Annotated in this window: 21 protein-coding genes, 1 tRNA gene and 1 pseudogene; 7 read left to right on the forward strand and 16 right to left on the reverse strand. The window is 63.8% G+C overall.

Annotated features, from left to right (window positions below):
• Positions 1 to 47: 47 nt before the first annotated feature.
• From FG93_RS18385 to FG93_RS18400, 4 genes are all read right to left on the reverse strand, one after another.
• Entirely contained in the window at positions 48 to 941 is an 894-nt protein-coding gene (locus tag FG93_RS18385; protein ID WP_043236943.1) for a ChaN family lipoprotein, read from the reverse strand.
• A complete protein-coding gene (locus FG93_RS18390; RefSeq protein ID WP_152579504.1) occupies positions 934 to 1683 on the reverse strand; it encodes a hypothetical protein in 750 nt (249 codons plus the stop codon). The genes FG93_RS18385 and FG93_RS18390 overlap by 8 nt, the downstream gene beginning before the upstream one ends.
• A 113-nt stretch (positions 1684 to 1796) precedes the next feature.
• Entirely contained in the window at positions 1797 to 2411 is a 615-nt protein-coding gene (locus FG93_RS18395; RefSeq protein ID WP_348270484.1) for a TonB-dependent receptor, read from the reverse strand.
• Positions 2294 to 3196, reverse strand: a complete 903-nt coding sequence (locus FG93_RS18400) for a TonB-dependent receptor plug domain-containing protein (RefSeq protein WP_210165829.1) — start codon at positions 3194 to 3196, stop codon at positions 2294 to 2296. The genes FG93_RS18395 and FG93_RS18400 overlap by 118 nt, the downstream gene beginning before the upstream one ends.
• A 921-nt stretch (positions 3197 to 4117) precedes the next feature.
• On the opposite strand from FG93_RS18400, the gene FG93_RS18410 reads away from it, so the two are divergent.
• The 5 genes from FG93_RS18410 to selD all read left to right on the forward strand — a co-directional run bounded on the left by FG93_RS18410 (position 4118) and on the right by selD (position 8267).
• Positions 4118 to 4636, forward strand: coding sequence for a YcnI family protein (locus FG93_RS18410; RefSeq protein WP_043236953.1), 519 nt, complete (start codon positions 4118 to 4120; stop codon positions 4634 to 4636).
• Between the two features lie 46 nt (positions 4637 to 4682).
• On the forward strand, positions 4683 to 6272 hold the full coding sequence (locus FG93_RS18415; RefSeq protein WP_043236954.1) for a CopD family protein: 1590 nt from the start codon (positions 4683 to 4685) through the stop codon (positions 6270 to 6272).
• Between the two features lie 181 nt (positions 6273 to 6453).
• Positions 6454 to 6660 (forward strand): hypothetical protein, encoded by a 207-nt coding sequence (locus FG93_RS33310; RefSeq protein WP_200878129.1) that lies wholly within the window; start codon positions 6454 to 6456, stop codon positions 6658 to 6660.
• Positions 6661 to 6949: 289 nt separating this feature from the next.
• Positions 6950 to 7207, forward strand: coding sequence for a hypothetical protein (locus FG93_RS33160; RefSeq protein ID WP_162531538.1), 258 nt, complete (start codon positions 6950 to 6952; stop codon positions 7205 to 7207).
• Positions 7191 to 8267 carry a selenide, water dikinase SelD gene (selD, locus tag FG93_RS18425; protein ID WP_052513917.1) on the forward strand — a complete coding sequence of 359 codons (1077 nt, stop codon included), beginning with the start codon at positions 7191 to 7193 and terminating at the stop codon, positions 8265 to 8267. Before FG93_RS33160 ends, selD begins: the two co-directional genes overlap by 17 nt.
• Before the next feature lie 17 nt (positions 8268 to 8284).
• Here selD and FG93_RS18430 read toward each other — a convergent pair whose 3' ends face one another.
• From FG93_RS18430 to FG93_RS18500, 12 genes and pseudogenes are all read right to left on the reverse strand, one after another.
• Entirely contained in the window at positions 8285 to 8665 is a 381-nt protein-coding gene (locus FG93_RS18430; RefSeq protein WP_043236956.1) for a hypothetical protein, read from the reverse strand.
• Positions 8652 to 9119, reverse strand: a complete 468-nt coding sequence (locus FG93_RS31290; RefSeq protein ID WP_052513918.1) for a hypothetical protein — start codon at positions 9117 to 9119, stop codon at positions 8652 to 8654. The genes FG93_RS18430 and FG93_RS31290 overlap by 14 nt, the downstream gene beginning before the upstream one ends.
• 15 nt (positions 9120 to 9134) lie before the next feature.
• Positions 9135 to 9230 (reverse strand) — tRNA-Sec (locus FG93_RS18440).
• A 105-nt stretch (positions 9231 to 9335) separates the two neighbouring features.
• Positions 9336 to 11153: pseudogene (selB, locus tag FG93_RS31955) on the reverse strand (selenocysteine-specific translation elongation factor); the annotation flags it as partial.
• Positions 11150 to 11899, reverse strand: a complete 750-nt coding sequence (locus FG93_RS18460) for a tetratricopeptide repeat protein (RefSeq protein ID WP_043236966.1) — start codon at positions 11897 to 11899, stop codon at positions 11150 to 11152. The pseudogene selB and the gene FG93_RS18460, both read right to left, overlap by 4 nt.
• On the reverse strand, positions 11886 to 13292 hold the full coding sequence (gene selA, locus FG93_RS18465; RefSeq protein ID WP_043236968.1) for an L-seryl-tRNA(Sec) selenium transferase: 1407 nt from the start codon (positions 13290 to 13292) through the stop codon (positions 11886 to 11888). Before selA ends, FG93_RS18460 begins: the two co-directional genes overlap by 14 nt.
• Positions 13293 to 13317: 25 nt before the next feature.
• On the reverse strand, positions 13318 to 14238 hold the full coding sequence (gene fdhE / locus FG93_RS18470; protein WP_043236969.1) for a formate dehydrogenase accessory protein FdhE: 921 nt from the start codon (positions 14236 to 14238) through the stop codon (positions 13318 to 13320).
• A 68-nt stretch (positions 14239 to 14306) separates the two neighbouring features.
• A complete protein-coding gene (locus FG93_RS18475) occupies positions 14307 to 15002 on the reverse strand; it encodes a formate dehydrogenase subunit gamma (RefSeq protein ID WP_052513919.1) in 696 nt (231 codons plus the stop codon).
• On the reverse strand, positions 14986 to 15906 hold the full coding sequence (gene fdxH / locus FG93_RS18480; RefSeq protein ID WP_043236971.1) for a formate dehydrogenase subunit beta: 921 nt from the start codon (positions 15904 to 15906) through the stop codon (positions 14986 to 14988). The genes FG93_RS18475 and fdxH overlap by 17 nt, the downstream gene beginning before the upstream one ends.
• 10 nt (positions 15907 to 15916) lie before the next feature.
• Positions 15917 to 19000, reverse strand: coding sequence for a formate dehydrogenase-N subunit alpha (gene fdnG, locus FG93_RS18485; RefSeq protein ID WP_081881644.1), 3084 nt, complete (start codon positions 18998 to 19000; stop codon positions 15917 to 15919).
• Positions 19001 to 19720: 720 nt separating this feature from the next.
• Positions 19721 to 22132, reverse strand: coding sequence for an endopeptidase La (lon, locus tag FG93_RS18495; RefSeq protein WP_043236975.1), 2412 nt, complete (start codon positions 22130 to 22132; stop codon positions 19721 to 19723).
• 40 nt (positions 22133 to 22172) lie between these two features.
• Positions 22173 to 22577: an Hsp20/alpha crystallin family protein gene (locus FG93_RS18500; RefSeq protein ID WP_043236976.1), complete on the reverse strand. Its 405-nt coding sequence runs from the start codon at positions 22575 to 22577 to the stop codon at positions 22173 to 22175.
• A 742-nt stretch (positions 22578 to 23319) separates the two neighbouring features.
• On the opposite strand from FG93_RS18500, the gene FG93_RS32495 reads away from it, so the two are divergent.
• A complete protein-coding gene (locus FG93_RS32495) occupies positions 23320 to 23619 on the forward strand; it encodes a hypothetical protein (protein WP_152579505.1) in 300 nt (99 codons plus the stop codon).
• 24 nt (positions 23620 to 23643) lie between these two features.
• Complete coding sequence (locus FG93_RS18505) at positions 23644 to 24990, forward strand: amidase (protein WP_043236977.1); 1347 nt, start codon at positions 23644 to 23646, stop codon at positions 24988 to 24990.
• The last annotated feature ends 168 nt before the right edge of the window (positions 24991 to 25158 follow it).

The raw sequence follows: 25158 nt of genomic DNA on the forward strand, positions 1-25158 counted from the left end.
GCTGATGCAGAGCCGCGTCAACAGCGTGATCTGGGTGATGAGTTTCGTCACGAAGTGGCCCTGGGCGAGTTGCGTCGCGGCGAAGGCGGCTCTGGCGTGTCGAGCCTGAAGATCGCGTCGCCAATGCCCTTCAGGGCTTCCGCGTCGTGGCTGACGCGGTCGGTCGGCAGCAGAACAGCCAGTTCGTCAATGCCAAGATCGCGGAGCTGATAGGGCGTGCCATGGCCGTATTCGAGATGGCCGCGCCCGATGATGCCGACGACGAGCGGATCGCCTTGTGCCCTTGCTAGATAATCGGCGATGCCACAGGCAAAGGCGCGATCCCAGGTCTGCTGGGCTCGAATGAAGCGGTCGAACCGGTCCGGCTCCATGGCGCGCGGGCGATCCGGCCCGGCGAAACCACTCATGATTCCGGCGAGATAGCGCCGATACCCCTCCGTCGCGGGGGCAGCCGGCGTCACGCCGTCGCGCTCATCGACAGGGATCGCGTCCCAACCGACCTGGCCGACGCGTGTGACCAGCGGCCGATGGCAGTTGAGCGCGAGCATCGGCAGGCGCTGCTGCCGGCAGAAATGGAAGAGCGGCAGGTAGAGCTCGGGATCGAAACCCCAGACCTGTGCCCAATCCGACCGCTCCAGGAAGCTTGCGGTGTCCATCTCGCCCTCGACCCAGGCGTCGAGCACAGGCTGGACCCGCCGCGGGAACATCTCGAATCCGACCGCCATCTGCGGCCGCAGTACGTGCAGGAACGCCGTGACATGGAGCTGCCAGCGATGGATCTCGGCGATGTCATGGCTTTCGCCAAGCAGGACGACGCGCTTCTGCGCCATCGCCCGCATCAGGTCGTGCTGGGCAATGGCCTCGCCGGTTTCCGGCAAGAGCCAGGTCGCACGCGGATGAGCGAGGGATACGGATCCGGCACCGGGAGACGACTCAGCCACGGGCGTTGCCGAGCGAAACACCGTCGAAGGCCGCGGCCGGGCCGCGCAACACAAGGCCGAACGGCTGGCCGTCGGCGTCATGCGCTACAAGCTCAACCTCGGAACCGACCACGTGCCGAAGCCAGCTCGTGACCGCGCCGACGCGCAAGTGAAGGTGGAAGGCGCCCTGCATGATGTTGACGAAGCCCATGGCAGGCTTCGGCTCCGGCAGTGCGCCTCTCCAATGCTGGGCCAAGCCCGGCTTCGTGAAATCGATCGAAACCGGAACGGCATTGCGCAGGATCGCGGCGAAGGTCGCGGCGCCCAGATCATCCTCCGGCACATCAGGCGATCCGCCTCCGGCAGAGCTCTCGCGCTCGACCGGCTCAAGGGCCTCGCCGGGGCCGAATGGGGCAAGGGCTTTGTCGAAGAGCTCCACCCCGTCGAGCCCGATCAGGCTGAACAGCACATCGCCGGCAGCGTCCTGGCACTCGAGCCTGGGCAGCACCCGGTCGCGCATCTTGCTGGTGCGGTCCGCGACCAGCCGGATCACGACGGAAAGATCGAGCGTGCTGTCGTGGAACTCGCCTGCGAGGCGCGCCTTGTTCCCGTCGATGGTGACGGCGCCAACCGCGCCCATGCGCTCATGGGTCGCGCCGCCTGAGCGCGCGCTCAGCATCACGCGGCCCATGGCAGGCAGGCTTGCCAGGATTTCGGCCGGGGGTTGTTTCAGCAGTTCGCGTGGATGAGTGGTGTTTGTCATCGGAGGCTCCAAAGAAAAGAGGCGACGCTCCGGGGTCTCGATCGGAGCGTCGCGTGACTGACCGCGCCTGTACAGCCGCAGCCCGTCAATGGTGACGCAAGGGTCGTCGCGTCTCAGAACTCGACGGACGCAGCCAGCTTGAAAGTGCGCCCAGGCGCGGTCTGCAGTTCGAGCGGGTTGGTCGCAGCGACTGCGGCCGAAGCCGGAACCTTGTCGAAATTGTAGACGCTCGAGAAGTAGCGGCGGTCGAAGATGTTCTGCACGCCACCGCGGAGGGTAATGTGCGAAGTCGGCTTCCAGTTCAGGAAGGCATCGAACACGGTGTACCCTGCCGGCTTGAAGATGGACGGCGCGCTGGCACGGGTGACGCCCGCCCCGAATGTTCCAATGACCTCGGCCTCCAACCCATGTTCCGGCATCAGGTATTTCAGCCCGGCCACGGCGGTCAGAGGAGTGGTCGAGTTGTAGGGCGTGGTCAAAGCGCCAGCGTCGGTGTTTTGCGTGCCGTACTGGTAGCTCACCGCTACATTGGCGAGCCAGCGCTCGTGGAATTTCCATTCGGCCGAAGCCTCGATGCCGGAAATCTTCACGCTTGAGAGATTGCGATAGGTCAGATCGGTCGAGCCGGGGATCGGTGCGAAGTTCTGAATGAAGTCCTTGTAGTCGGCATGGAAGACGCCGACCGAGAACCAACCGTTGTCGAAGCGGCCGCGGATGGCACGGGGCAGCCCCAGCGGCCGCCATCGGCCCGGGCGCGGCTGAGCTTCGCTTCCTCCGCTGTCTTCTGGCTCAAGCCGACGATGGCTTCGAGGGCAGGCGTGAGCCTGAAGGCCGCGATGCCGGTCTTGGTGAAGGAGCGGTCGAAACTGTCATAACCGGCATCGAGACGTACCGCATAGGGCTTGTCCTTGCGCTTCAGCAGGTCCTGCGGATCGAGCGTGCGATAGGCGACGATACCGCCCAGCGCATCGGCGCCCCAGAGCACCGAGCCCGGGCCACGCACGATCTCGACACTCTTCAGGAAGGGCATTTCGACGAAGTTGCGGTTGCCATCGGTGATGCGTTCGATCACGCGCGATCCGTCGACCTGCATCTGGACGCGGTTGCCGCCGACCCCGCGGATCGTGAAGCCATCAAGATTGCCGAACGGGTCGGTGCCGCTGGTGAGGCGATTGACGCTGACGCCCGGCTGGTAGCGCACGAGGTCCTGCATGTCGCGCGTCATGCGCTCGTCGAGTTCCTGGCGCGAGATCACGTTCACAACCCCGGGAACATCAAGAGCTTGCTTCTCACCTCGTGTCGCCGTGACCGTGATCTGGTCGAGCGTGAACGGCGCTGAAGCACTGCCCGCATCCGCGATGACCTGCGAGTAACAAACCGTGTTTTGAAAGATTGTAAAAAGAAAAACCGCCGAAGAATATAGATTTGATTTGTTATTCACTGAAATATCCCAGTCCATTTGCGAATGGATGTAGTCAACTATCGTTAGGATTCGCAATTGTAAATTTAACACAGTGTTTTCTGACGTATTTTACGTGCAGCAATACATATACAATCTATAATAGATATAGAATTGAATTATTCTACCTTAGAAAATACCGTGGCGCTGCTCGAAGCTCGTTTGCGCCTCGGCAATTGACGCGGCCAACAGCAGTGCTATCCAAGCGTCAGGAGGGCAGCCCTTGTCCGCATGGCGCCAGAGAGCAGGATCGAGCGGTTGGGTCGCGGTCGCCGTGGCTTATCTGCTCGTGCTCCAGGTGGTTTTGACTGGGCTTGTTTCCGGTGCGAATGCTGCAAGCATCGCTCTCGATCGCACATTGGCCATCACGCTTTGTTCGCCGACTGCGTCGTCGCCGGGGGACACAAGCGAACGCGGCACAGCCGAGCACGATCTGATGAGCGGCTGCGCTTTGGGCTGCTCACATTCCGCTCACGCGGGCGTTGCGTCAGCAATCGGCTATCTGCCAATCGTTTACCGGATCGTCGACCGAAATGCCTTCATCCGGCATCTCGACGTGCCTCATGGCTTTGTTGCCGGCCGATCTCCCGCCAATCCCCGCGCACCGCCCCCGCCTGAGACCTGAGCAGCCGGGCTGCGTTCCGGCACGCACGGCCGCTTCATTGCGCGATCTCGGCTTCAAAGCCGACTTGCCCGCCATTCCTAGCAATTGGGCAGCAGAATCGCGGATCCTCCGAGTATTCGGCGCGATGTCTGTTCGGCAAGCGAATAAAGCACCGGGCTCGCGCCTGCCATGCCTCGGATCACCATGCCAGCGGTTCCGTTGCTGATCGCAATCTGACCGACGCAGCCTTTCCGGATCACCGCCATCGGCCGGCACTCACCGTTCGATGACCACTCTCAAAAGCATCGAGCGTCATAAGGCGCTCTCACGAGCCCGTCGCAAAACCGCTCTCACCGATCAAGGATTACGCCATGAAGACCCATCTCCTCGCAGCGATGCTCGTCACCCTGGGAGCAACCGGTGCGCTCGCTCATATTACCCTCGAAACGCAGCAGGCTCCGGTCGGCTCGACCTACAAGGCCGTGCTGCGTGTACCCCATGGTTGCAAGGGAGCCGCGACGACCAAGGTCCGCGTCCGGATCCCGGAAGGCGTGATCGCGATCAAGCCGATGCCGAAGCCCGGCTGGATACTGGAAGCAGTGAAGGGTCCCTATGGCAAAGCTTTCGACTACTACGGCACGCCGACTTCGGAAGGCGTGAAAGAGGTGGTCTGGAGCGGGGGCAGGCTGCTTGACGAGCACTATGACGAATTCGTGCTGCGCGGTTACCTGACCTCCGACCTCAAGGCGGATACCATCCTCTACGTACCGGTCGTCCAGGAGTGCGAAGGCGGCGACGTCGAACGCTGGATCGAGATCCCCGCCGAAGGCAAGAGCCCGGACGACTACAAGTTTCCGGCGCCGGGCCTGAAGCTCACCCCGAAAAAGTGAACCGATCAAGGTGGCCGGGCTTCGTGCCCGGCCACTGGGAGTTGCCATGCGCTGGCCCCTTCGCCTCCTATTCGTCCTGAGTTGCGCTTTGGCGGTCGCCGCGGCGATGACAGGACGCGCCACCGCTCATGCTGCGCTGATCGCCGCCTCACCGGCGGACGGGGCGGTCGTGACCAACGTTCCCGCATTGTTGACCTTGAGCTTCAGTGAACCGGTATCGCCCCTCATCCTGAAGCTGATCGGGCCGGACGGCGCGCCCCGTACGCTCGATCGGTTCGTGCTGAAGGACAGGACGCTGATGATCGAATCGCCCGCCGACCTGTCCGCAGGCACGCATGCCCTGAGCTGGCGCATCATTTCCGAGGATGGACACCCGGTTGGGGGCGCAGTGGTCTTCTCGATCGGTGCGCCGAGCAACGGCTCGCGGATGCCGGCGACGGCGGCCGACCCTGCTGTGCGGACTGCGCTTTGGCTGGGAAAGGTCGGGCTCTATCTCGGTTTGCTCATGGGGCTCGGCGGGGCAACCTTCGCCGCCTGGGTTGGCCCTTTGCCTCGCGATGCGCGGCGACCGGTCGGATTGTTCATCCTGCTCGGATCCGCCGCCCTGCCGCTGGCTCTCGCAGCGCAAGGGCTCGATGTCCTGGATCGCTCCGTCGAGAGCCTGGGCGAGGCTGCCGTCTGGAGGGCCGCCGCCGGCAGCAGCTTCGGCCGCACGGCACTGGCTGCAGCCGTCGCATTTCTGCTTGGATTGACCTCATTGGTGGTGCGCGGCCGCACGGGGCAGGTTCTCGCTGGAGCAGCCCTCATGACCGTGGGAGCGGCACTCGCCGCGAGCGGCCATGCCAGCGCGGCCAGCCCGCAGTGGCTGATGCGCGCTGCGGTCTTTGTTCATGCCACCAGCGTCTCCGCCTGGGCAGGGGCCCTGATGCCGCTGTTCTTCGCTCTGCGGGAGCCTGACGCAGTCCCCATGCTGCGCCAGTTCTCGCGTTGGATACCTGTCGTTGTTGGCTTTGCGCTGGCCAGCGGCGGAATCCTGGCGGCAGTTCAGCTCGAACGGCCGGCCCCACTGATTTCGACCGGCTATGGCTGGGTTCTGCTGATCAAGCTCGCCTGGGTCACGGTCCTGCTCGGCCTCGCTGCCGTCAACCGCTACCGGCTCACGCCTCTTGTCCAGTTTCATACGGGCGTCGTCGCCAAGACGATGCGGCGCATGATCGCGGCCGAAACCCTGCTGGTGTTCCTTGTCCTTGGCACCGTTGCGATCTGGCGCTTCACACCGCCGCCGCGCGCATCTCTCAACGCTGCCGCGCCGCCTGCCTCGGTCCACATTCACGCCGCCAAGGCGATGGCGGACATCCGTGTCTCGCCAGGACGTGCAGGACCCGCCTCCATTACAATTTCGCTGCTCGACGGGGAGTTTGGTCCGCTCGCCGTCAAAGAGGTTCGCTGCGTGATGTCGAACCTTTCGGCCGGTGTCGAGCCGATCGAGCGTCAGGCCATCCGCTCGAACGATGGCAACTGGCAGGTCGAAAGTCTCGCCATTCCCATCGGCGGTCGGTGGACCATCGAACTCGAAATCCTGGTCTCCGATTTCGAGATGATCCGCCTCACTGATACCGTGGAGATCAAGCCGTGACGAATGACATGACGCGCCGTGGTCCTGCTTGATCTCGTCGGACCGCTGACGGTGTTCTCATTGCTTCAGGCAGAAATCCATCTGTTCTGGAAGGGCAGGGCGGCGGTCCCTAGCGAGGTGAACCTGCCGGTTACGTAACCGGATCACTGGCGGAGGTGTGACGGCCGGACTGGATTTCGGATTGACGCTGGCTGCCGCGCTCGCGGATGAGGAGACAGCGCGCCGGATCCAGCTCGTGCTTGAATACGACCGGCAACCGCCATTCGATTCAGGCGCGCCCGAGCGCGCGGACAAGACGAAAGTCCAGGATGTCCTCGCGCGCCGGTCGCCGCTGATTGCAATGGCGAAGGCACAGGCCGAGCAGGCGAGGGCGCGCCTCGCGCTTTGAAGCAGCGGCGATATTCCATGATCAGGAAGAGCCGCCTTCGGAATGTCCGCAGCACGCGCCGTGGCGAAAGTAGAAATTGACCCTGCAGGAGCATTCGGGACAAGATGTGACGTGCTTACGGTCACGGCTCCCGAGTTTCGGGGCGCTCATCGACTGAATGCCGGACGACGGCGCTCCTGGCGAGTACCGGGGGTAGCCCCGTTGCTGATGCTTGCCGGCGCGTCGGGCTCGGCCGAAGAGCTCAAGCCGTGGGTTGCGGAAACCACCCCGCCACAAGCTGGCATTCCTGATGTATCCGCAGGCCGAAATCGCCGGCGCGCTGCTCGATTGTCTCGATCCCGACACGTTCAAATACAGATCAAGTCAGCCGAAATCACGGCTTAAAGCATCGGCCCGAAAAGTGGATTGCGGTTTTCGGGGCAAAGCCGATGCAAACACAAAAAGCTTAGATCATCGGACCGGATACGATATCCGGTCCGATGATCTAGTCGTCGAGGCGGACCGGGCGCTGCTCTTCTGGAGACCTGACCATGAGCAACACGATTGAGCTCGAAGCCACGCCGCGAACGGCCCCCCCGCGCCTGACCAGCCTGGCACATGGCGGCGGCTGCGGCTGCAAGCTGGCGCCGTCGGTACTGCAGCAGTTGCTTGCGGATCACCCTGCGGCCGGACCCTACCGTCAGCTTCTCGTCGGCACCGAGACCGGCGACGATGCGGCGGTCTGGCAGATCGACGATGAGACCTGCGTCGTGGCGACGACGGATTTCTTCATGCCGATGGTCGACAACCCCAACGATTTCGGCCGGATCGCGGCGACCAATGCGATCTCGGACGTCTATGCCATGGGCGGCAAGCCGATCATGGCGCTGGCGATCCTCGGTATGCCGCTCGACAAGCTGCCGATCGAGACGATGCGCGAGATCCTGAAAGGCGGCGCCTCGATCTGCGCGCAGGCCGGCATTCCGGTCGCGGGCGGGCACTCCATCGATGCTCCGGAGCCGATCTACGGTCTTGCCGTGATCGGCCTGGTGAAGCTGCCGAACCTGCGCAGGAACAGCGGCGCCAGGCCGGGCGATGCGCTGATCCTGACCAAGGCACTCGGCGTCGGCATTTATTCGGCGGCCTTCAAGAAGGAGCTGCTGTCGAAAGCCGCCTATGACGAGATGATCGCCTCGACCACCCTGCTCAACCGCGTCGGCGCCGAACTGGCAGGGGATGGCGACGTCCATGCGATCACCGACGTGACCGGCTTCGGCATTCTCGGGCATGGGCTGGAGATGGCGCGCGGCTCGGGTGCGACCTTGCGGCTGCGGCTGGCTGATTTGCCCTTCCTCTCGCAGGCCGAGCAACTGGCGCGCGACGGGCGCGTGACCGGCGCTTCGCACCGTAACTGGTCGAGTTATGGCGAGGGCGTCGAGCTGCCAGCCGGACTACCGGACTGGCAGCGCCATTTGCTCACCGATCCGCAGACCTCGGGCGGCCTCCTGGTCTCCTGTGCGGCGGGGAGGGCGGAGGAGTTTCTGACCATGGTGAGGGCGGCCCGATATCCCTCGGCCCGCATCGTCGGAACGGTCGAGGCCGGCCCATCGCGGGTGATCGTCAGCTAAATCATCGGACCGATGCTTTAGGTTTCGTTGACCCGCATCCGGCGGCCCCAGGCGTCGAAGAGCTCGCCGTGGTTCAGTACCAACCGGTCGCGCTCCAAGCCGTCTTCCAGCGAGCGCAAGCGCGTGCGGGCAAGCGCGTCGTCGAGCAGGCCGCCTTTCTCGCCGCGGGTCGGGAAGAACGCGACGGCGTCCCAGTTCACGCCGGCACTGCGAAACATCAGGATGATGTCGCCCCAGTCGATCTCGTCGCCGATGACATGGACATAGGTGGAGCGCAGCGGCTCGACCTTCGGCTCCGCAATGCGGATCAGCACGATCAGCGCCGTGAACGGGCCCTTTCGGAACGCTTTGGCGAGCCATGCGTCGAAATCGGTCCCCAGCCCCTTAGAAGTCGACACGTGGGGTCTCCGGCATGTAGCGCTCGAACAGAGCGTAGAATTCCGTGCCGGTCTCCTGCCGGTACCAGTCCTCGAAGGCGTACAGGGCGGCTTGCGACCTCGGGCAGGAAGGCCCCTCGCTTGCGCTCATCTCAGCTTGTATGGCCTCGAAGACCGGTATCAGCTTGTCGAGGACGAGCGCTTGCCGTGGACCGATCTCGTCCCAGCCGAGTGCACCGGCGACGATGAACCTGGCGCGCGCAGTCGCATTGTCGGGATCCTCTGCCTCGGCGAGGGCTTTGGTCGTCGTGCGCACGAGGTTGAGCCTTCGGAAGGCGTTGGCCCGCTCCCTGGCGAGCGCCTCGATCCGCACGGCCGTCTCGCGACGATAGGTGTCCTCGGTCCGGCGGGCGGATTCGGCCGCCTGCTCGAAGATCGCCATCAGGTTGAGGCCCGGCGCTTCTGGTTCGGTCATGGCGCCTCAGTGAGCTGGCGGAAGAGAATGGGAGTCGAACCCACCAGAGACCGTCTGACAGCCCCTCCCGGATTTGAAGTCCGGACGCCCCACCGGGGACGCTTCTCCTCCATTAGGAGCAGGCGCCTGCGGACCGAACAAGTCGAGCCGCTGGCGGTTGATACGCCTGAGATCACCGCGGCGGATGGTGACCCCATGGCGATCAAGGAACTCGAGGATCTGGATCGCGACCTTGCGGCCATTATCGAGCCTGTCGCGGAACTGCGCAGCGTTGAACCCGGCCGGGGCATGCCCGGCGAGGTCTGCGGCGATGCCGACCATTTCAGCGACCGTATCGCGCAGGAAGAAGTGGTCAAGTGCGACCTCGTGGACGTCGCCGCGACGCCCGACAAGGCGCAGCAGGCGTCGGATATCCTCCTCGCGGTAACCGAGGATCTGACCAACATCGCGCACGCGAGGCGGGCGGAAGCGCTCGCCGCAGCCGATCAGCGGTGCGATGCGTGCCCAGAGCGCCTCATCTTCCGGCGTCAGCCTGACCTCGTGCTCGGGCCGTCTGACCCAGGAGCCGATGACGACGAGTTCACCGGCTTGCGCCAGCCGGGTGAGCGCCGTGCGGAAGAGGGCTGCAGGCAAGCGCGGCGTCACGGCCAGTCGTAGCCTTTCCAGCCCCATTCCCGGTTGGTCCGGGTGGTCGGTGTGATAGGCCTTCAGTATCTCGATCGCCGAGCGGGAGAGGTCTTCCCAGTTCTGTGGGAGCATGACCGAAGCACCGATCGGCACGAGGCCGAGCCGGCCCGTCAGCGCCTCAGCCTGTCGGGGGCCGAGGGCGCGGTCACGCGCGAAGGCTTCAAGCTCGGTATGATACGGAGGCTCGTCAAGCAGCCTTGCCAGCGCCTCCGCATCGTCTGTCTCGGCAAGGGCGAGCAGCTGGGCCTGCCTTTCCGGGCTTCGGCGCCGACGCTCCGGCGCGCGCAGGTCGAGGAAGCGGCCGCCACCAATCGTACGTGAGGCGCTGGTGTCGCGCAGCACGAAGCGATCAAGCGTTGCAGCTGCGATCGGGCTATCGAGCACGAGCTGTACCAGGGCGGTCGAGCCGGGCGCGATTTCGCCGCCAAGCAGGACGATGCGGGCGCCCACCTCGGTCGCAGCATGGTGCAGCCGCACCGGTTGCCACATCGCCAGCGGCTTCTTCTCTGATGCGACGATGGTGAGCTCGGCATCGATACGCGTGGCTGGCGCATGGAGATGCGGAACGACGATCATATCGCCACGGTGGATCGCGTCCTTGGATATCTCCGATCCGGCGAGATTGAGAGCACAGCGGTCGCCGGCAGAACCTCGCTCAGTGGGGCGGTTCTGCGCGTGGATCGAGCGCACGCGCGCCGGAATGCCCGATGGTGAGGCAATGACGCTGTCGCCGACCGAGACTGCGCCGGAGAGAACCGTGCCGGTGACGACCGTGCCGGCGCCGGAAAGCGTGAAGCAGCGATCCACGGCGAGGCGGAAGCCACCATCGCTACGGCGCGCATGAGAGGTTTGCGCACGCTCGCTCAGCAGCGCGGCAAGTTCGGCGATACCCGATCCGGTCACGGTCGAGACCGGCAGGATGGGTGCGTCCGGGAAGGGCGTATCAGCAAGCAGGATCCCGATCTCGCTGTGCAGATCGGCAAGGCGCGCTGCTTCGACAAGGTCGGATTTCGTGAGTGCGACCACGGCTTGTTCGATGCCGAGCAAACGGGCGATGTCGACATGCTCGCGCGTCTGCGGCATGACCCCGTCATCGGCGGCGACGACGAGCAGCAGGAGGTCGATGCCGGAGGCACCGGCCAGCATCGTGTGCACGAATTTCTCGTGGCCGGGCACGTCGATGAACCCAACAATCCGGCCATCCCGCTGCGGCCAAAAGGCAAAGCCGAGCGTGATGGTGATGCCGCGCTCCTTCTCCTCCTTGAGCCGATCGGTATCGACACCGGTGAGACGTTTAACCAGTGAGGTCTTGCCATGGTCGATATGGCCCGCCGTGCCGATGATCATGGCTCGGCCTCGTCGGGCGCGACGGCTGCGCGGGCTGCCTTGATGAAGGGCGCGGCGAGCAAACTACCGCCGCGCTCCGCGTCCAGCAGAAGTGCGAGCGCGCGGGCAGCGTCTTTCGTAACGCCCTGGCCGAGTAGCGTGGCCGCGCCGAGCATGGCCTTCGCGTCGACGTCGCCGGCATCGGCGCCGCGCTGCCACCACTGTGCCGCCAGCACCGGATTCCGCTCTACGCCGAGCGCCTCGTGATGCATCATGCCGAGCCGGGTCATGCTGGGAGCGATCCCGGCCCTGGCCGCGGCTTCCGCCCAGCGCAGTGCGTCGGGCAGGTCGTCCGGACAGCCACTCTCGAGCAGCATCCAGGAGAGCATGTCCTGCGCCGGTGCATCGCCCTGTTCGGCCGCGAGCCGGTAGAGCCGGGACGCCTCGATGTCGCTCTGCTCGACGCCGTCACCCTTGAAATGGAGCGCGGCAAGATTGCGCCGACCGACCGGATCGCCGCTTTCGGCCGAGAGCGAGAGCCAACGCAGCGCGAGCGCCGGATCGGGCGAAACGCCCAGTCCCTCGGCAAAGCAGGCGCCGATATTGTTCTGGGCGCGCGCGAAACCGGCATGGGCGAGCGGGCCCCAGATTGCCAGGGCCGCGCCGTAATCTCCGCGCTCGACCGCTGCGGAGGCGGCAGCCATCGCTGTGGCTGTATCGGCCGGCAGCGGCCGGTCGCGACGGAGGAGGCGATCAAGCAGAGGCATCGCCGGCCTCGGGCTTCAACGAGCGCAATTGACCTAAGAAGGCGTCCACGTCGTCCAGGCAGCGCAGGTCGAAGACCAGCGCCCCCTGAGCGATGCGCCCGATCACGGGCAGGGGCAGGGCGCGAAAGGCGGCAGCGAGCCTGTCCAGTGCTGCGCCTGACGCCTTGCCGGATGGCTTCATCGCGATGCCGGCGCTCGGCAGCGTTTCGAGCGGCAGCGCGCCTGAGCCGATCTGGCTGGAGCAATCGGCGATTTCGACGATCCAGCCGGAGCCAAGCACCTCAGCGATTTGCGGCTGCACGTGCTCGGCCAGGCTGCGCAGTGCGGCAGCGGGGCGCGTGAAGAGGCGCAGTGTCGGCAGCCGGTCGGCCAGCCGGTCGGGGTTGCGGTAGAGCTTCAGCGTGGCTTCGAGCGCGGCAAGCCGCAGCTTGTCGAGGCGCAGGGCACGTTTGAGCGGGTTCTTCGCGAGCCGCGCCACCAGTTCCTTGCGGCCCGCGATAAAGCCGGCCTGCGGCCCGCCGAGCAGCTTGTCGCCCGAGAAGGTGACGAGGTCCGCGCCGCCCTTCAGCGCATCCTGCACGGTCTTCTCGTGGCGCAGCCCCCAGCGCGCGAGGTCGATCAGCGTGCCGGAGCCGAGATCATCGACGAAGGGGAGATCATGCTGATGGGCCAGAGTCGCAAGTTCTGCGGGCTCGACGGCCGCGGTAAAGCCCTGCACCATGTAGTTCGACGTATGGACCTTCATGATCAACCCCGTCGCGGAGCCGATCGCCTCGGCATAGTCCCGCAGGTGGGTCCGGTTGGTCGTGCCAACCTCGCGCAGGATCGCGCCGGCACGCGCCATGATATCGGGCATGCGGAAGGCGCCGCCGATCTCGATCAGCTCACCGCGCGAAACGATGGCCTCGCGTTCCCGGGCGAAGGTGTTGAGCACGAGCAGGACGGCTGAGGCATTGTTGTTGACGAGGATCGCGTCCTCGGCCCCCGTCAACTCGCGGATCAGGTCGCGGACATGCGCGTCGCGCTCTCCGCGCTTGCCGGCCTCGATGTCATATTCGAGGTTGGTCGGCGAGCGCATGACGGCGATGACGGCGGCGATCGCCTCCTCCGCCAGCAGGGCACGACCGAGATTGGTGTGCAGCACCGTGCCTGTGAGGTTGATGACCGGTCGTTGCGACGGCCGCTCCCGATCCTCAAGGCGAGCCAGCGCTCGCTCGGTGATCGCCTTGATGGGAGCAGGGTAGGGCGGCTCGGCCTGGCGCATCCGCTCCAGAACCTCACGGACCGCCTGTGTGGTCGCCGTCCGGCCGTGGCGCGCGAGGGCGAGCTCGCAATACGGGCTGCGCAGCACCTCATCCACGGATGGTGGGCGGAAGCGTTCAGGTCGATTCATCAGGCTCCCTCCGGGAGACGCATGATCAATAGCCGAGCAAGAAAGGGTTCACGCCGGCGCGGCGCCATCCTGCTTCCGAGACCAGAAGGTCGAGGCCGAGGCTCGCGACATCGTCGGCCACTGGCTCCAACTCCGCATCTTTCCTTTGGTTCAGGATTTTGATGTAGGTCCGGCACTCGTCGCAGGTCTCTGCCTTGATCGTGTCGGCGATCCCTTCGATCGCCTGATAGGCGATGCCTTTGGTCGAACCGCAGGAGACGCATTTCACCCGGACATGGTTCCACTGTGTTGCGCAAAGCGAGCACTGGACATAGCGAACACCTTCAATGTTCGCGGTAGCGACGATTGCGCTCGCCACAGGCGGTCCGCCGCAGCACGGACAGACGCCGTCGGCGACGGGCTGCGGCAGGGCGTCGTCGAGCATCGCGGCGCGCCGGGCTGCAACGACCTGCAGCGCAGCGGCCGCGAAGATGTGTTCGGCGGCGGTTTCTGCAGGCACTGAGTCATCGAGCACGACAGCGAACAGAGCGCTGCGGGCGGCGGTGTCCGCGGTTTTCGCCCGGTTCAAGGCGGCGCGAGCCAGATCCGGCATGATGACCTCATCGAGCAAAACGAGAAGCTCTGCGAAACATGCTGACGTCGCCTCGTCCTCGGCCAGATCCATGCGCGGCAGCAGAGGCATCGCGTTGGCCGCGCGGCTCCGCTGTTCGGCGAGCGATGGCATCGCGGGCGGAGCGATCACGCCTGTCAGCTGCTCTTGCGCCGTTGAGAGGGCAGCGAGAAAGGCCAGATAGGGCTGGAGCTGGTGGCCCGGTGCCAGCGCTGCGAAGCGCATGGCTCGCAGCCCGAACATCGAGCGTGGTTCTGGAAGCCGGATGAAGGGGGGTTTGTCGCGTTCGGCGATGCCGACATCTTCGAAGGTCGCAAAATCCTGGCTGTCACTCATCAAGCATCAACCTCACGAACCGCACGGGCCACGTCGAGGCGGAGCAGCCGAAGTTGCCCCGCGAAATCCTATTCAGCCGGGCCCACGCCATGATGGCGTGGCGGCACTTGCCGCTCGTCGATGACGCCCTCGCGGGCTTCACGCCGCAGCCAGAGCCGATGATGCCGGAAGGCCCAGCCACCCGTCACCTTGCCCTCCGTCATCGCGTTGATCGTGCCGCGCACATAGAAGCCGGCGTAGATATGGACGATGACGATCAGGAGCATCGCGATTGCCGCGAGCGCATGCACGATATGGGCGAAGCGCTGCAGCTCGATCGTGAAGCTGGTGCCGAAATACTCGTACCAGATCATCAGCCCCGTTCCGAACAGGACGATGATCATCAGCGTCATCAGCCAGAAGATGAGCTTTTGCGCTCCGTTGTACTTGCCGATTTCGGGGAGGTTTTCCTCGCGACCGGCCATGGCGTCGCCGATATGGCGCATCCATTGGGTATCGACGCGGGTCCAGAAATTGTAGCGGACCATCTGGACGAACAGGATGGAGAAGCTCAACAGCAGTACTACGCCGATCCACGGATGCAGCATCCGTGTATTCGAGCCGCCACCGAAAAAGCTCGACAGGAAGAACAGCGATGGGTGGAACAGGGCGGCCCCGCTGAGCGCGAGGAGGATCAGCGAGATCGCCGTCACCCAGTGATTGACGCGCACGCGGCCGGGGTAGCGGTCGACGGTCGTGCGCTCCTCCTCACGCCTCACGGCCACGGGCTGCCTCCTCGTCGATCAGATGCTCAGCCTCGCGGTGTTCCGCACGGCTGACATCGTTGCGCCTTGCGATGGTTGCATGGACTAAGGCGAACATGGCAGCGAATCCCACGACAGCCATGCCGGTATATTTGGTCAATCCCTTCCACAGCTCGACGACTTGGCTGATCTTCGGGTCCTGCGGAAGGTTGGCATAAAGCTGCGGCCTGTCGGCATGATGCAGCACATACATCACATGCGTGCCGCCGACGCCCGGCGGATCGTAGATGCCGGCATTCTTGAAGCCGCGCGACTTCAGGTCGGTGATCCGGCCCTCGGCATGGTTCAGCATCGCCTCCTTGGTGCCGAAGACGATGGCGCCGGTCGGGCAGGCCTTGGCGCAGGCCGGCGCCTGGCCTACCGAGACCCGGTCGGAGCAGAGCGTGCACTTATAGGCCTTGTGGTCGGCCTGGCTGATACGCGGGATGTTGAAGGGGCAACCCTTCACGCAATAGCCGCAGCCAATGCAGTTCTCCGAGACGAAGTCGACGATGCCGTTATTGTACTGGACGATGGCACCGGGGGCAGGGCAGGCCTTGAGGCAGCCCGGATCGGCGCAATGCATGCAACCATCCTTGCGGATCAGCCATTCCAGATTGCCGCTCTCCGCATTCTCCCATTCGGTGAACCGCATCAGCGTCCAGGTATTCGGCGTCAGATCGTGCGGGTTGTCGTAGACGCCGGTGTTGAAGCCGATCTCCTCGCGCAGATTGTTCCATTCAAGGCATGCCGCCTGGCATGCCTTGCAGCCGATGCATTTCGAGACATCGATAAGCTTCGCCACCTCGAAATCATGCCGAACATCCGGTGGCCTGAAGGTCGTGGCCGAGATGCGGGCGAAGTCCTGACTCTGCAATCCTGCCATCGCCGCCTCCTCAGCTCGTGACCGGCCCGTTGCTCGGCTCGACATTCACCAGAAACGCCTTGAACTCGGGCGTCTCGATGTTGGCGTCGCCGACGAACGGAGTGAGGCTGTTGGGGCCGAAGCCCTTCCTTGCCGCACCGGTGAAGCCCCAATGGAGCGGGATGCCGACGATATGGACTGTCTTGCCGTCGCAAATCATCGGCTTGATGCGCTTGGTCACCACGGCCTTCGCGTGCACGGAACCACGGTTGGACGAGACCTTCACCCAGCCGCCGGGCTGGATGTTCTTTTCCGCGGCCAGTTGTTCGCTGATCTCGACGAAGAATTCCGGCTGCAGCACCGCATTGACCCAGACGTGCTTCGTCCAGAAGTGGAAGTGCTCGGTCAGGCGGTAGGATGTCGCCGCATAGGGGAACTTGTCCGATGTGCCGAGAGCCGCCAGATCGTCCTTGAAGATGCGAGCGGCGGGGTTGCCGCGGATCTTGGGCGCCATGACGTTGGCGACCGGGCTTTCAAACGGCTCGTAGTGAGCCGGGAAAGGGCCGTCCTTCATCATGCCCCGCGAGAACAGCCGCGCGGTGCCCTCTGGGTTCATGATGAATGGGCCGACATCCCGCGGCTTGGCGGCCGGTGCGATGTCCGGCACGTCGAACCCGGTCCAACTGCTGCCGTTCCACTCGATCAGCCTGCGCTTCGGATCCCAGGGCTTTCCGTCGATGTCGGCGGAAGCGCGGTTGTAGAGGATCCGCCTGTTGGCCGGCCAGGAGAACGCCCAGTTGGCGTAGGCGCCAGTATTGCCGGGGTCGCTTGTATCCCGGCGGGCCATCATGTTGCCCCTCTCGGTCCAGGAGCCGGAGTAGATCCAGCAACCGCACGCCGTCGAACCGTCATCGCGCAACTGCCCGAACGTATCGACCAACTTGCCCTTCTCCAGCACGATCTTGCTCGGATCGACCGGGTCGGTGACGGTCGAGACAACGTAGCCGTTCATCTCCTTCGCCAGTTCGTCCGGCATCGGATCGTCCGGTACGCGATACGGCCAATGCAGGTTCAGGATCGGGTCAGGAAAGGCGCCGCCTTCCTTCTCGTAAAGCGTCCGCAGGCGCAGATGGAGCTGCGCCATGATCCAGGCGTCGCTCTTGGCCTCGCCGGGAGGTTCGGCTCCTGGCCAGTGCCATTGCAGCCAGCGGCCGGAATTGACGAGGGAGCCCTCATCCTCCGCGAAGCAGGTTGCCGGCAGCTCGAACACTTCGGTCTGGATGGCCTCGGGCTTGACATCGTTGAAGACGCCCTCGTCCTTCCAGAAGCGGGATGTCTCCGTCTGCAACGGGTCCATCACGACCAGGAATTTCAGCTTGGAGAGCGAGGCCGTGACCTTGCTCCGATTGGGGAAGGAAAGCAGCGGGTTGAAGCCCTGGCAGAAATAGCCGTTCACCTTTCCCTGGTTCATCAACTCGAAGGTGCGCAGCACGTCGTAGCCCGGCACATCGAGCTTCGGCAGCCATTGGTAGGCGAAATCGTTCTCCGGGGTCGCCGCGCTGCCCCACATCGACTTCAGGAAGCTCACCATGAACTTCTTGTAATTCTGCCAGTAGCTCATCTGGCCGGGGCGCAGCGGCTTGAAGCCGCGCGTGCTCATATAGGTCGTGAAATCGACCTCCTTGTCCGTGGGTAGGGTCAGGTATCCGGGGAGGAGGTTGGACATCAGGCCGATATCCGTCAGGCCCTGGATATTGGAGTGGCCGCGCAGCGCGTTCATGCCACCACCACGCACGCCGATATTGCCGAGCAGCAGTTGCAGCATCGCCATCGAGCGGATGTTCTGCGAGCCCTTGGAATGCTGCGTCCAGCCGAGCGCATACATCGACGTCATGACCTTGTCGCGCGCCGACGTCTCGGCGATCATCTCGCAGATCGTCAGGAACTTGTCCTTGGGCGTTCCGCAGATGCGCTCGACCATCTCCGGCGTGTAGGCCGCGATATGCGTCTTCAGGAGTTGGTAGACGCTTCGCGGATGCTGTAGCGTCTCGTCAATCTGGACGTAGCCATCCGGGCCAAGTTCGTATTCCCAGCTCGAACGGTCATAATCGCGCTTGGCTTCGTCGTAGCCGGTGAACAGACCCTCCTGATAGCCGAAGCCTTCCTTCACGAGGTAGGGCGCGTTGGTGAAGGCGCGCACATAGTCGTGCTGAATCTTGTCGTTATCGATGCAGTACTTCATCACCCCAAGCAGGAAAGCGATGTCCGTGCCCTGTCGGATCGGCGCATAGAGATCCGCGACCGCTGCCGAGCGCGTGAAGCGCGGATCGACGACGATCAGTTTCGCGCCCCGCTGGGCCTTCGCCTCAGTGACCCATTTGAAGCCGCAAGGATGCGCCTCGGCGGCATTGCCGCCCATGATGACGACGAGGTCGGTATTCTTGATGTCCGTCCAGGAGTTCGTCATCGCACCGCGACCGAATGTTGGGGCCAGACTGGCCACCGTCGGTCCGTGTCAAACGCGCGCCTGGTTGTCGAACGCCAGCATCCCGGTGCTTCGCACCACCTTGTAGGTCATGAAGGCGGTTTCGTTGGTCGTCGCCGAGGCTGCCAGGAACCCAGTCGACAACCAGCGATTGACCGTCACGCCGTCCTGGTTGGTGGCGATGAAGTTCTTGTCGCGGTCGTCCTTCATCAGGCGCGCGATGCGGTCCAGCGCCTTCTCCCAGCTGATGCGCTTGAAGTCGCGTTCGCCGGGACCGCGATATTGCGGGAATTTCGTGCGCGTCTCGGAATGGACGAAATCAAGCAGGGCCGAGCCCTTGGGGCAGAGCGTACCGCGATTCGTCGGATGATCCGGATCGCCCTCGATATGGATGATCGCCGAATGGGCGTTTTTCGATTTGTCGCCCAGGCCGTACATGATGACGCCGCAGGCGACCGAGCAGTAGGGGCAGGTGTTTCGCGTCTCGGTGGTACGCGCCAGCTTGAAGGGGCGCACGGCCTGGGCAAGCGCCTGTTCCGATTCCCCAAATCCGAGCGCAGCTATGCCTGTTCCAACCAGTCCTGTTCCTGCGCCTCTCAAAATCTGACGGCGCGATAGCTCCTGAAGCATCTGGACCTCCCAGAAAGCGACATATTCGCCCTTATTCTCTTTGGAATAGTGAAACTCTAGGTCGGCGGCGTCAAGATGACATTCCCGAGAGGGACCGCACGGTGCGTATGCGGCCATAGCGCTATTTCATCGTCTTGTAGGTTATATCCATTGTTTACCTGTAGTATCGATTGATATTTTTGACCAATCTTGTTCAATTGGCGCTGATTACCGGTAGTTATATTCACGGCGAGAGTGATAACCCTACGTATGCCCGTGAGTAATCACTGCAAGTATCAGTGCGGGGGCGTGCTGAGGTTGAGGCCGCGCCTAAATATTGGGCGCATTGCTCGATTTTCGTCCGATTTCTATAAATGGCTGGAGAGGCGTCCGGTCGAGTTGTCGGGCGCCTGCGTCAATCTGCCTGTCCGGGAACCGCGCCTGTTTTCGTGGCGCTGGTCGTCGGCTGTCCTCCGTGAGAGGCGAAATGCCGGAGAGCGAATCATGTCCCAGCGATTCGTGGCCGGTCTCCGGTACGCCAGGGTCTTGCTGCTACTTCCTTCCGAACGACATAGGTTACAGCCTCGGGCATCCAATCGGGCGGCAAGATACTTACTCCCGCGATCCCTACGCTGGGTTGAGCGATCCAGGAGGATTGAGAAATGGACCCAGGAATAGAAGGGGGCAGGAATAGAAGGGGGAGAGCGCGCCGCGGCCTCGGGGGACAGCCAGATGAGGTCCTCATTCCGCTGCGGCGGCCTGCTCCGCCGGCTTGTCCTCGAGCGCGGCAGTCATCGCGTCATCGACCTTTTCCAGCCAGATGAATTCGAGCCTTTTGCGGGCATCCTCCGGGATGTCCTCGAAATCCCGGCGGTTGCGGGCCGGCAGCATCACGCGGGTCAGCCCGGCTGCGGCGGCTGCGACGACCTTCTCCTTGATGCCACCAACCGGCAGAACCAGCCCGCGCAGGCTGATCTCTCCCGTCATGGCTGTATCGCTTCGCACCGTACGACGGGTCAGGAGCGAAACCAGCGCGGTGAACATGGCGACGCCGGCGCTCGGCCCATCCTTGGGCGTGGCGCCGGCGGGGACGTGAATATGGATATCGCTATCCGAGAACACATTTGGATCGATTCCCAATGATGAGGCCCGGTTCTTGACCACACTGAGGGCGGCCTGGGCGCTTTCGCGCATCACGTCGCCGAGCTGGCCGGTCAGGATCAGGCTGCCCCTGCCGGGAATGCGGGTCGCCTCGATGAAAAGGATGTCGCCTCCAACCGGCGTCCAGGCCAGCCCGGTGGCAACGCCGGGCACGCTTGTGCGCATGGCGACCTCGTTCTCGAAACGGGGCGGACCGAGGATAGCCGTCAGATCATCGGACCCGATGCGAACATGCGTGGCGCTGCCCTCGGCAATCTGCACCGCCGCGTGGCGCAGCGCGCGGCCGATCTCGCGTTCGAGGCCGCGCACTCCGGCTTCGCGGGTGTAGTCATGGATGATCTGCTGCAACGACTCGTCATCGATCTCGACCTGCTCGGGCGCGATACCGTTGGCCTCGAACTGTCGGTGCAGAAGATAACGCCGCACGATCTGGAGCTTTTCGCTTTCGGTGTATCCGGAGAGGCTGATGATCTCCATGCGATCGAGCAGCGGCCCGGGGATCGTATCGAGCATGTTGGCGGTGGTGAGGAACACGACGCGAGAGAGATCGAAGGGGATGCCGAGATAGTTGTCGCGGAATGTCCCGTTCTGCTCCGGATCCAGCACTTCCAGCATGGCGGCGGAGGGATCGCCCTGGATACCCCGGCCCATCTTGTCGATCTCGTCGAGCATCATCACGCAATTGCGCGCCTTGGCCTTGCCGATCGCCTGGATGATGTTGCCGGGGAGGGCGCCGATATAGGTCCGGCGATGCCCCCTGATTTCGGCCTCGTCATGGACGCCGCCCAGGCTCACGCGCGAAAAGGGACGCCCCATGGCCCGCGCGATCGACTGACCGAGCGAGGTCTTGCCGACCCCGGGAGGGCCGACGAAACACAGAATCGGCGCCTTGCCTCCCGGAGCGAGCTTCCGCACGGCGAGATACTCGACGATGCGACGCTTGATCTTGTCGAGCCCGAAATGATCCTCGTCGAGAATCTGACGGGCGGCAGCCAGATCGATCGGTTGCTCCTCGGGCAGGGCCCAGGGCAGCTCGATCAGCCAGTCGAGATAGGTGCGTACCATGCCCGACTCGGCGGCGGCCTCCGGCATGCGCTCGTATCGGCGCAACTCCTTGCGCGCGATCTCTTCCGCTTCCGGCGTCATTCCGGCCTTGGCGATCGCTTCGCTGAGTTCCGCGACCTCGGCCCCCCGGCCGTCCGTTTCACCCAGCTGGCGCTGGATCGCCACCATCTGCTCGCGCAGGATCGCTTCGCGTTGGCGGGCGTCGAGCGATTCCTTGGTCTGGCGGCCGATTTCCTGCGTCAGCCGCAAAACCTCGATCCGCCGGGCCAGGAAGTGAGAAATCCTGTCCATGCGCTTGGTGATGTCGATGGTCTCGAGTAGCTCCTGCTTCTCCTCGGCTCCGATATCCAGATAGGCGGCAACAAGATCGGCCAGGGCCGTGGGCGAAGCGGCCGACTGGACGGCCCCAATGAGCTCCTGCGGAACCTGCGGCAGGAGCTGCAGCGCCTCGAGCGCCTGTTGGCGCAGATGAAGCGTATGGGCCTCGATCTCCGGGGTCAGGAGATCAGGCTGCTCGATCCGCAGCACGCGCGCCGCGAAGAAGGGATCCTCAACGACAAACTCGACCAGGCTGAAGCGTTGTTCCCCTTGCAGGACAAGATGATGGCTGCCGTCCGGTGTGTTGATGTAGCGAAGGATATTGGCCACGGTTCCCACCCGGTGCAGATCGGTCCAAGCCGGATTCTCGATCTCGGGATCACGCTGCATCAGAATGCCGACCGGCCGCTCTTCGCGAAGCGCCTGCTGGGCGGCAAGGACCGAACGTTCTCGTGCGATCGTGACTGGGAATACCGTGCCCGGGAAGAGGACCATATCGCGCACAGGGACGATGATCAGCGCGTCGGGAGGTACGGTCGAAGGCGCGGGCGGATGCGGTGCCGATGCCGCCGGCTGCTCGGTTTCCTGCTCTCGATCCTCGTGGGGCATGAACACCTCCCAAGCACTTGTTCACTAACGGCACCCGACCTCAGACCGATTTTCGCAGGCTGAGCACCAGGCAGCCATTCGCGTCGCTGCGCGTCACGGCCGCGTAGCGTCCTGGGGGCAAGGGAACGCGACGCTCGAAGTGACCTTGTGGGATCTCAAGCCGATGGATGGTCGCTGTACGGAGTTCGGAGGGCAGGGTGCGGCGGCCCGCCACAATGAGTTCGCCGTCGTCGATGGCGATTTCGACCTGATCGGTACACACTCCCGGCAGGGCCACCAGGATCAGGACCTCACTTTCCAGCTCGAGCACATCGACCGGTGGAACCCAGGACACCTGTTGCGCTGCCTGGCGTGGCTGGAAGAACTGTCGATGCAGGTGCTCGGCCCGCGTCAGCATCGCGATCGCTTCCGACCACATCCAGCTCTGATGATCGTCACGCCTCATGTCCGCCGCTCCGTTTGGGGAGTTTCCAGCACGTCTGGAGCCTAGTCCCGCATCATGGCCGGATTGGGCTATGAGCCGGACGTCCCGGCGCTAATTCAGACGTAGCAAAACGCGGCCGCCGCGGCGCGGCGTCGCTAGCGCGGAGCCTGACCGTGACGGCTCTGGAATGATCCTGGCTGCAGGGAAACCTCAGCCAGTGGTGTGTGGCACTTGATCATATAGTAGAGTCAATCAAATCAAAAGTTTCCTGGAATATTTTCACCCGTTACATTCAAGTCGCGAGCGGCTGAATCCAACGCGGTCACGGCATCGCCGTTGTGCCTTCGAGCCAATGCCACGCGCAGATCGCACGTGATGAACTCGTCTGAAAGGCCCACACGGTGCGGTTTTCACCGACGCAGGCCACCATGATGGTTCAGGGAGGCCGATCGGTCTTTCGGCTTCCCGGACGTCAGTGCCCCTGGGGCAAGATGGTGGCCGGATCCGTCGATTGTTCCCGTACCAGGCTGGTGCCGACTGGATTGACCGGGCAACCAGCTCATCTGACGGCGCGCGGGTGCTTCCAGCGACCAATTGTCCGATCATACCAGCAGTAGGGCAGTTCACACCGCAAACTTGACGGCTCAAGCGTTCGCCACAATCCGGCATGAGTCCTGTCAGGCCCAGATCTGGTGACGGCTCCACCAGCCTGCCGGACGGCGCCTCTCGGATTCGCATAAGACATATTATGGAACCGAGTTCTATGATCATCGATCCGTTGATCCGGGTCTTTCTTTGCTCGGCAATGGCCAAACGACCCGGAAACCACCCAGCCGATAAACCGGAAAGCTCATTGTTGATAGCCTCTTATGGCAATGTATCAATTTGGATTGGCGGCTTTCCCTTTGCTGATGTGCTCCTTGCTGATGTTCCATCGGTTCCGATGCAAACTCATTGTCTTGGACCCGGTTCGATTGATGCCGGACTGCGCCGTCCCGGTGTGAATGGTCGAGCCACCGGTCCTCAGGAATGGATTTCGACCGTCAGCCCGGATACAGGCTGACATGATGGCTGTTTCGGAGAATCGATGACCATGCGCACGTTGCAGGATTGTGCCGAAGCTCTGGCAGGCGGAACGATCACCGCCCGCGCGCTGGTCGAGGAATGTCTCGAACGGATCGCCGATCCGGCGGGTGAAGGTCGACGCGCCTTCATCTCGGTCTCGGCAGACAGTGCCCGTGCGTCCGCCGACGCGCATGACGGCCTGCGGCGCGCCGGCCGTGCAGCGGGCCCATTCGCTGGCATTCCCTTCGCCGTGAAGGATCTCTTCGACGTTGCCGGCGAGCGAAGCATGGCTGGCTCACGCGCGCTGGCCGATCGGGCTCCGGCGAAGGCTCATGCGCCGACGATCGCACGCATGATCGCGGCTGGGTTCATCCCGATCGGTCGGACCAACATGACCGAATTCGCCTATTCGGGAATCGGTGCCAATCCACATTATGGAACGCCGCTCAGTCCCTGGGACCGGACTTCGCGCCGCATTCCAGGTGGAAGCTCGTCTGGCTCCGGCGTGGCGGTTGCCGATGGCATGGCACTGGTTGCGCTCGGCAGCGACACTGGCGGGTCATGCCGGATTCCGGCCGCACTCTGCGGCATTGTCGGCTACAAGCCGACAGCGCGACGTGTGCCGCTCGATGGCGCTGTCCCGTTGTCGAGCAGCCTCGATTCATTGGGGCCGCTCGGCGCCAGCGTGGCCTGTTGCGCCATCGTTGACGGCATCCTGGCGGCCGAGTCGATCGTGCCGCCACTACCGCGCCCGATTGCGGGTTTGCGCCTTGCCATTCCGACCCAGATCGTCAGGGATGGCATGGATGCGACTGTGTCCGCCGCTTTCGACAGCGCGGTCAGCCACCTGAGCAGGCTTGGCGCGCTGATCACCGACGTTGATTTCGCGCCGCTCGCGGCAATCGGCAAGGCGAACAGCAAGTTCGGCTTCGCGGCACCGGAGGCTTTTGCCTGGCACCGCGCGCTGCTCGAAACGAAGGGCGCGCTTTACGATCCCCGCGTCAGCAGCCGGATCGCGAGTGGCGCACAGGCGCTTGCCGCCGATTATCTCGATCTCGTCCTGGCCCGGCGCGAGATCATCGCGGCAATGGATTCACTCACTGCAGGCTATGATGCGCTGCTGATGCCGACCTGTCCGATCGTGGCGCCTCGCCTTGACGATCTGAAGGAGGATTCCGAGTATTTCCGACTGAACGGGCTGCTGCTGCGCAACCCGAGCCTCGGCAATTTCCTTGACCGTTGCGCGATCAGCCTGCCCTGCCATGCGCCTGGCGAGGCTCCCGTCGGATTGATGCTGACCGGCGAGACCGGCGGCGATCGCACCCTGTTTGCCATTGCAGCCGGGATCGAGGCGGCCTTGCAGCAGTAGGCCAGGAATAGGGGCGAGCACTGCCCCTGCCCTCGCGCCGGCTCCGTTTCAGCGTTCCTTGAAGATCCTGCTGGCGTGGTCTGCGAATGGCTTTGTCAGGAATGAGAGTGCGGTTCGCTCTTCGGTGGTGATGAAGACCTCGACGGGCATGCCGGGCTGGAGCTTGCG

It is taken from the genome of Allobosea sp. LC85 (assembly GCF_000735605.1).
GTDB lineage: Bacteria > Pseudomonadota > Alphaproteobacteria > Rhizobiales > Beijerinckiaceae > Allobosea.

What these genes read in the sequence shown, in the direction of transcription:
- FG93_RS18505 (WP_043236977.1), top strand. Translation starts at nt 23,644, where the DNA reads ATGACCATGCGCACGTTGCAGGATTGTGCCGAAGCTCTGGCAGGCGGA.
- FG93_RS18410 (WP_043236953.1), top strand. Translation starts at nt 4,118, where the DNA reads ATGAAGACCCATCTCCTCGCAGCGATGCTCGTCACCCTGGGAGCAACC.
- selD (WP_052513917.1), top strand. Translation starts at nt 7,191, where the DNA reads ATGAGCAACACGATTGAGCTCGAAGCCACGCCGCGAACGGCCCCCCCG.
- FG93_RS33160 (WP_162531538.1), top strand. Translation starts at nt 6,950, where the DNA reads ATGTATCCGCAGGCCGAAATCGCCGGCGCGCTGCTCGATTGTCTCGAT.
- lon (WP_043236975.1), bottom strand. Translation starts at nt 22,132, where the DNA reads ATGCCCCACGAGGATCGAGAGCAGGAAACCGAGCAGCCGGCGGCATCG.
- FG93_RS18460 (WP_043236966.1), bottom strand. Translation starts at nt 11,899, where the DNA reads ATGCCTCTGCTTGATCGCCTCCTCCGTCGCGACCGGCCGCTGCCGGCC.
- FG93_RS18500 (WP_043236976.1), bottom strand. Translation starts at nt 22,577, where the DNA reads ATGAGGCGTGACGATCATCAGAGCTGGATGTGGTCGGAAGCGATCGCG.
- FG93_RS18415 (WP_043236954.1), top strand. Translation starts at nt 4,683, where the DNA reads ATGCGCTGGCCCCTTCGCCTCCTATTCGTCCTGAGTTGCGCTTTGGCG.
- FG93_RS31290 (WP_052513918.1), bottom strand. Translation starts at nt 9,119, where the DNA reads ATGACCGAACCAGAAGCGCCGGGCCTCAACCTGATGGCGATCTTCGAG.
- FG93_RS32495 (WP_152579505.1), top strand. Translation starts at nt 23,320, where the DNA reads ATGATCATCGATCCGTTGATCCGGGTCTTTCTTTGCTCGGCAATGGCC.
- fdhE (WP_043236969.1), bottom strand. Translation starts at nt 14,238, where the DNA reads ATGAGTGACAGCCAGGATTTTGCGACCTTCGAAGATGTCGGCATCGCC.
- selA (WP_043236968.1), bottom strand. Translation starts at nt 13,292, where the DNA reads ATGAATCGACCTGAACGCTTCCGCCCACCATCCGTGGATGAGGTGCTG.
- FG93_RS18390 (WP_152579504.1), bottom strand. Translation starts at nt 1,683, where the DNA reads ATGACAAACACCACTCATCCACGCGAACTGCTGAAACAACCCCCGGCC.
- fdxH (WP_043236971.1), bottom strand. Translation starts at nt 15,906, where the DNA reads ATGGCAGGATTGCAGAGTCAGGACTTCGCCCGCATCTCGGCCACGACC.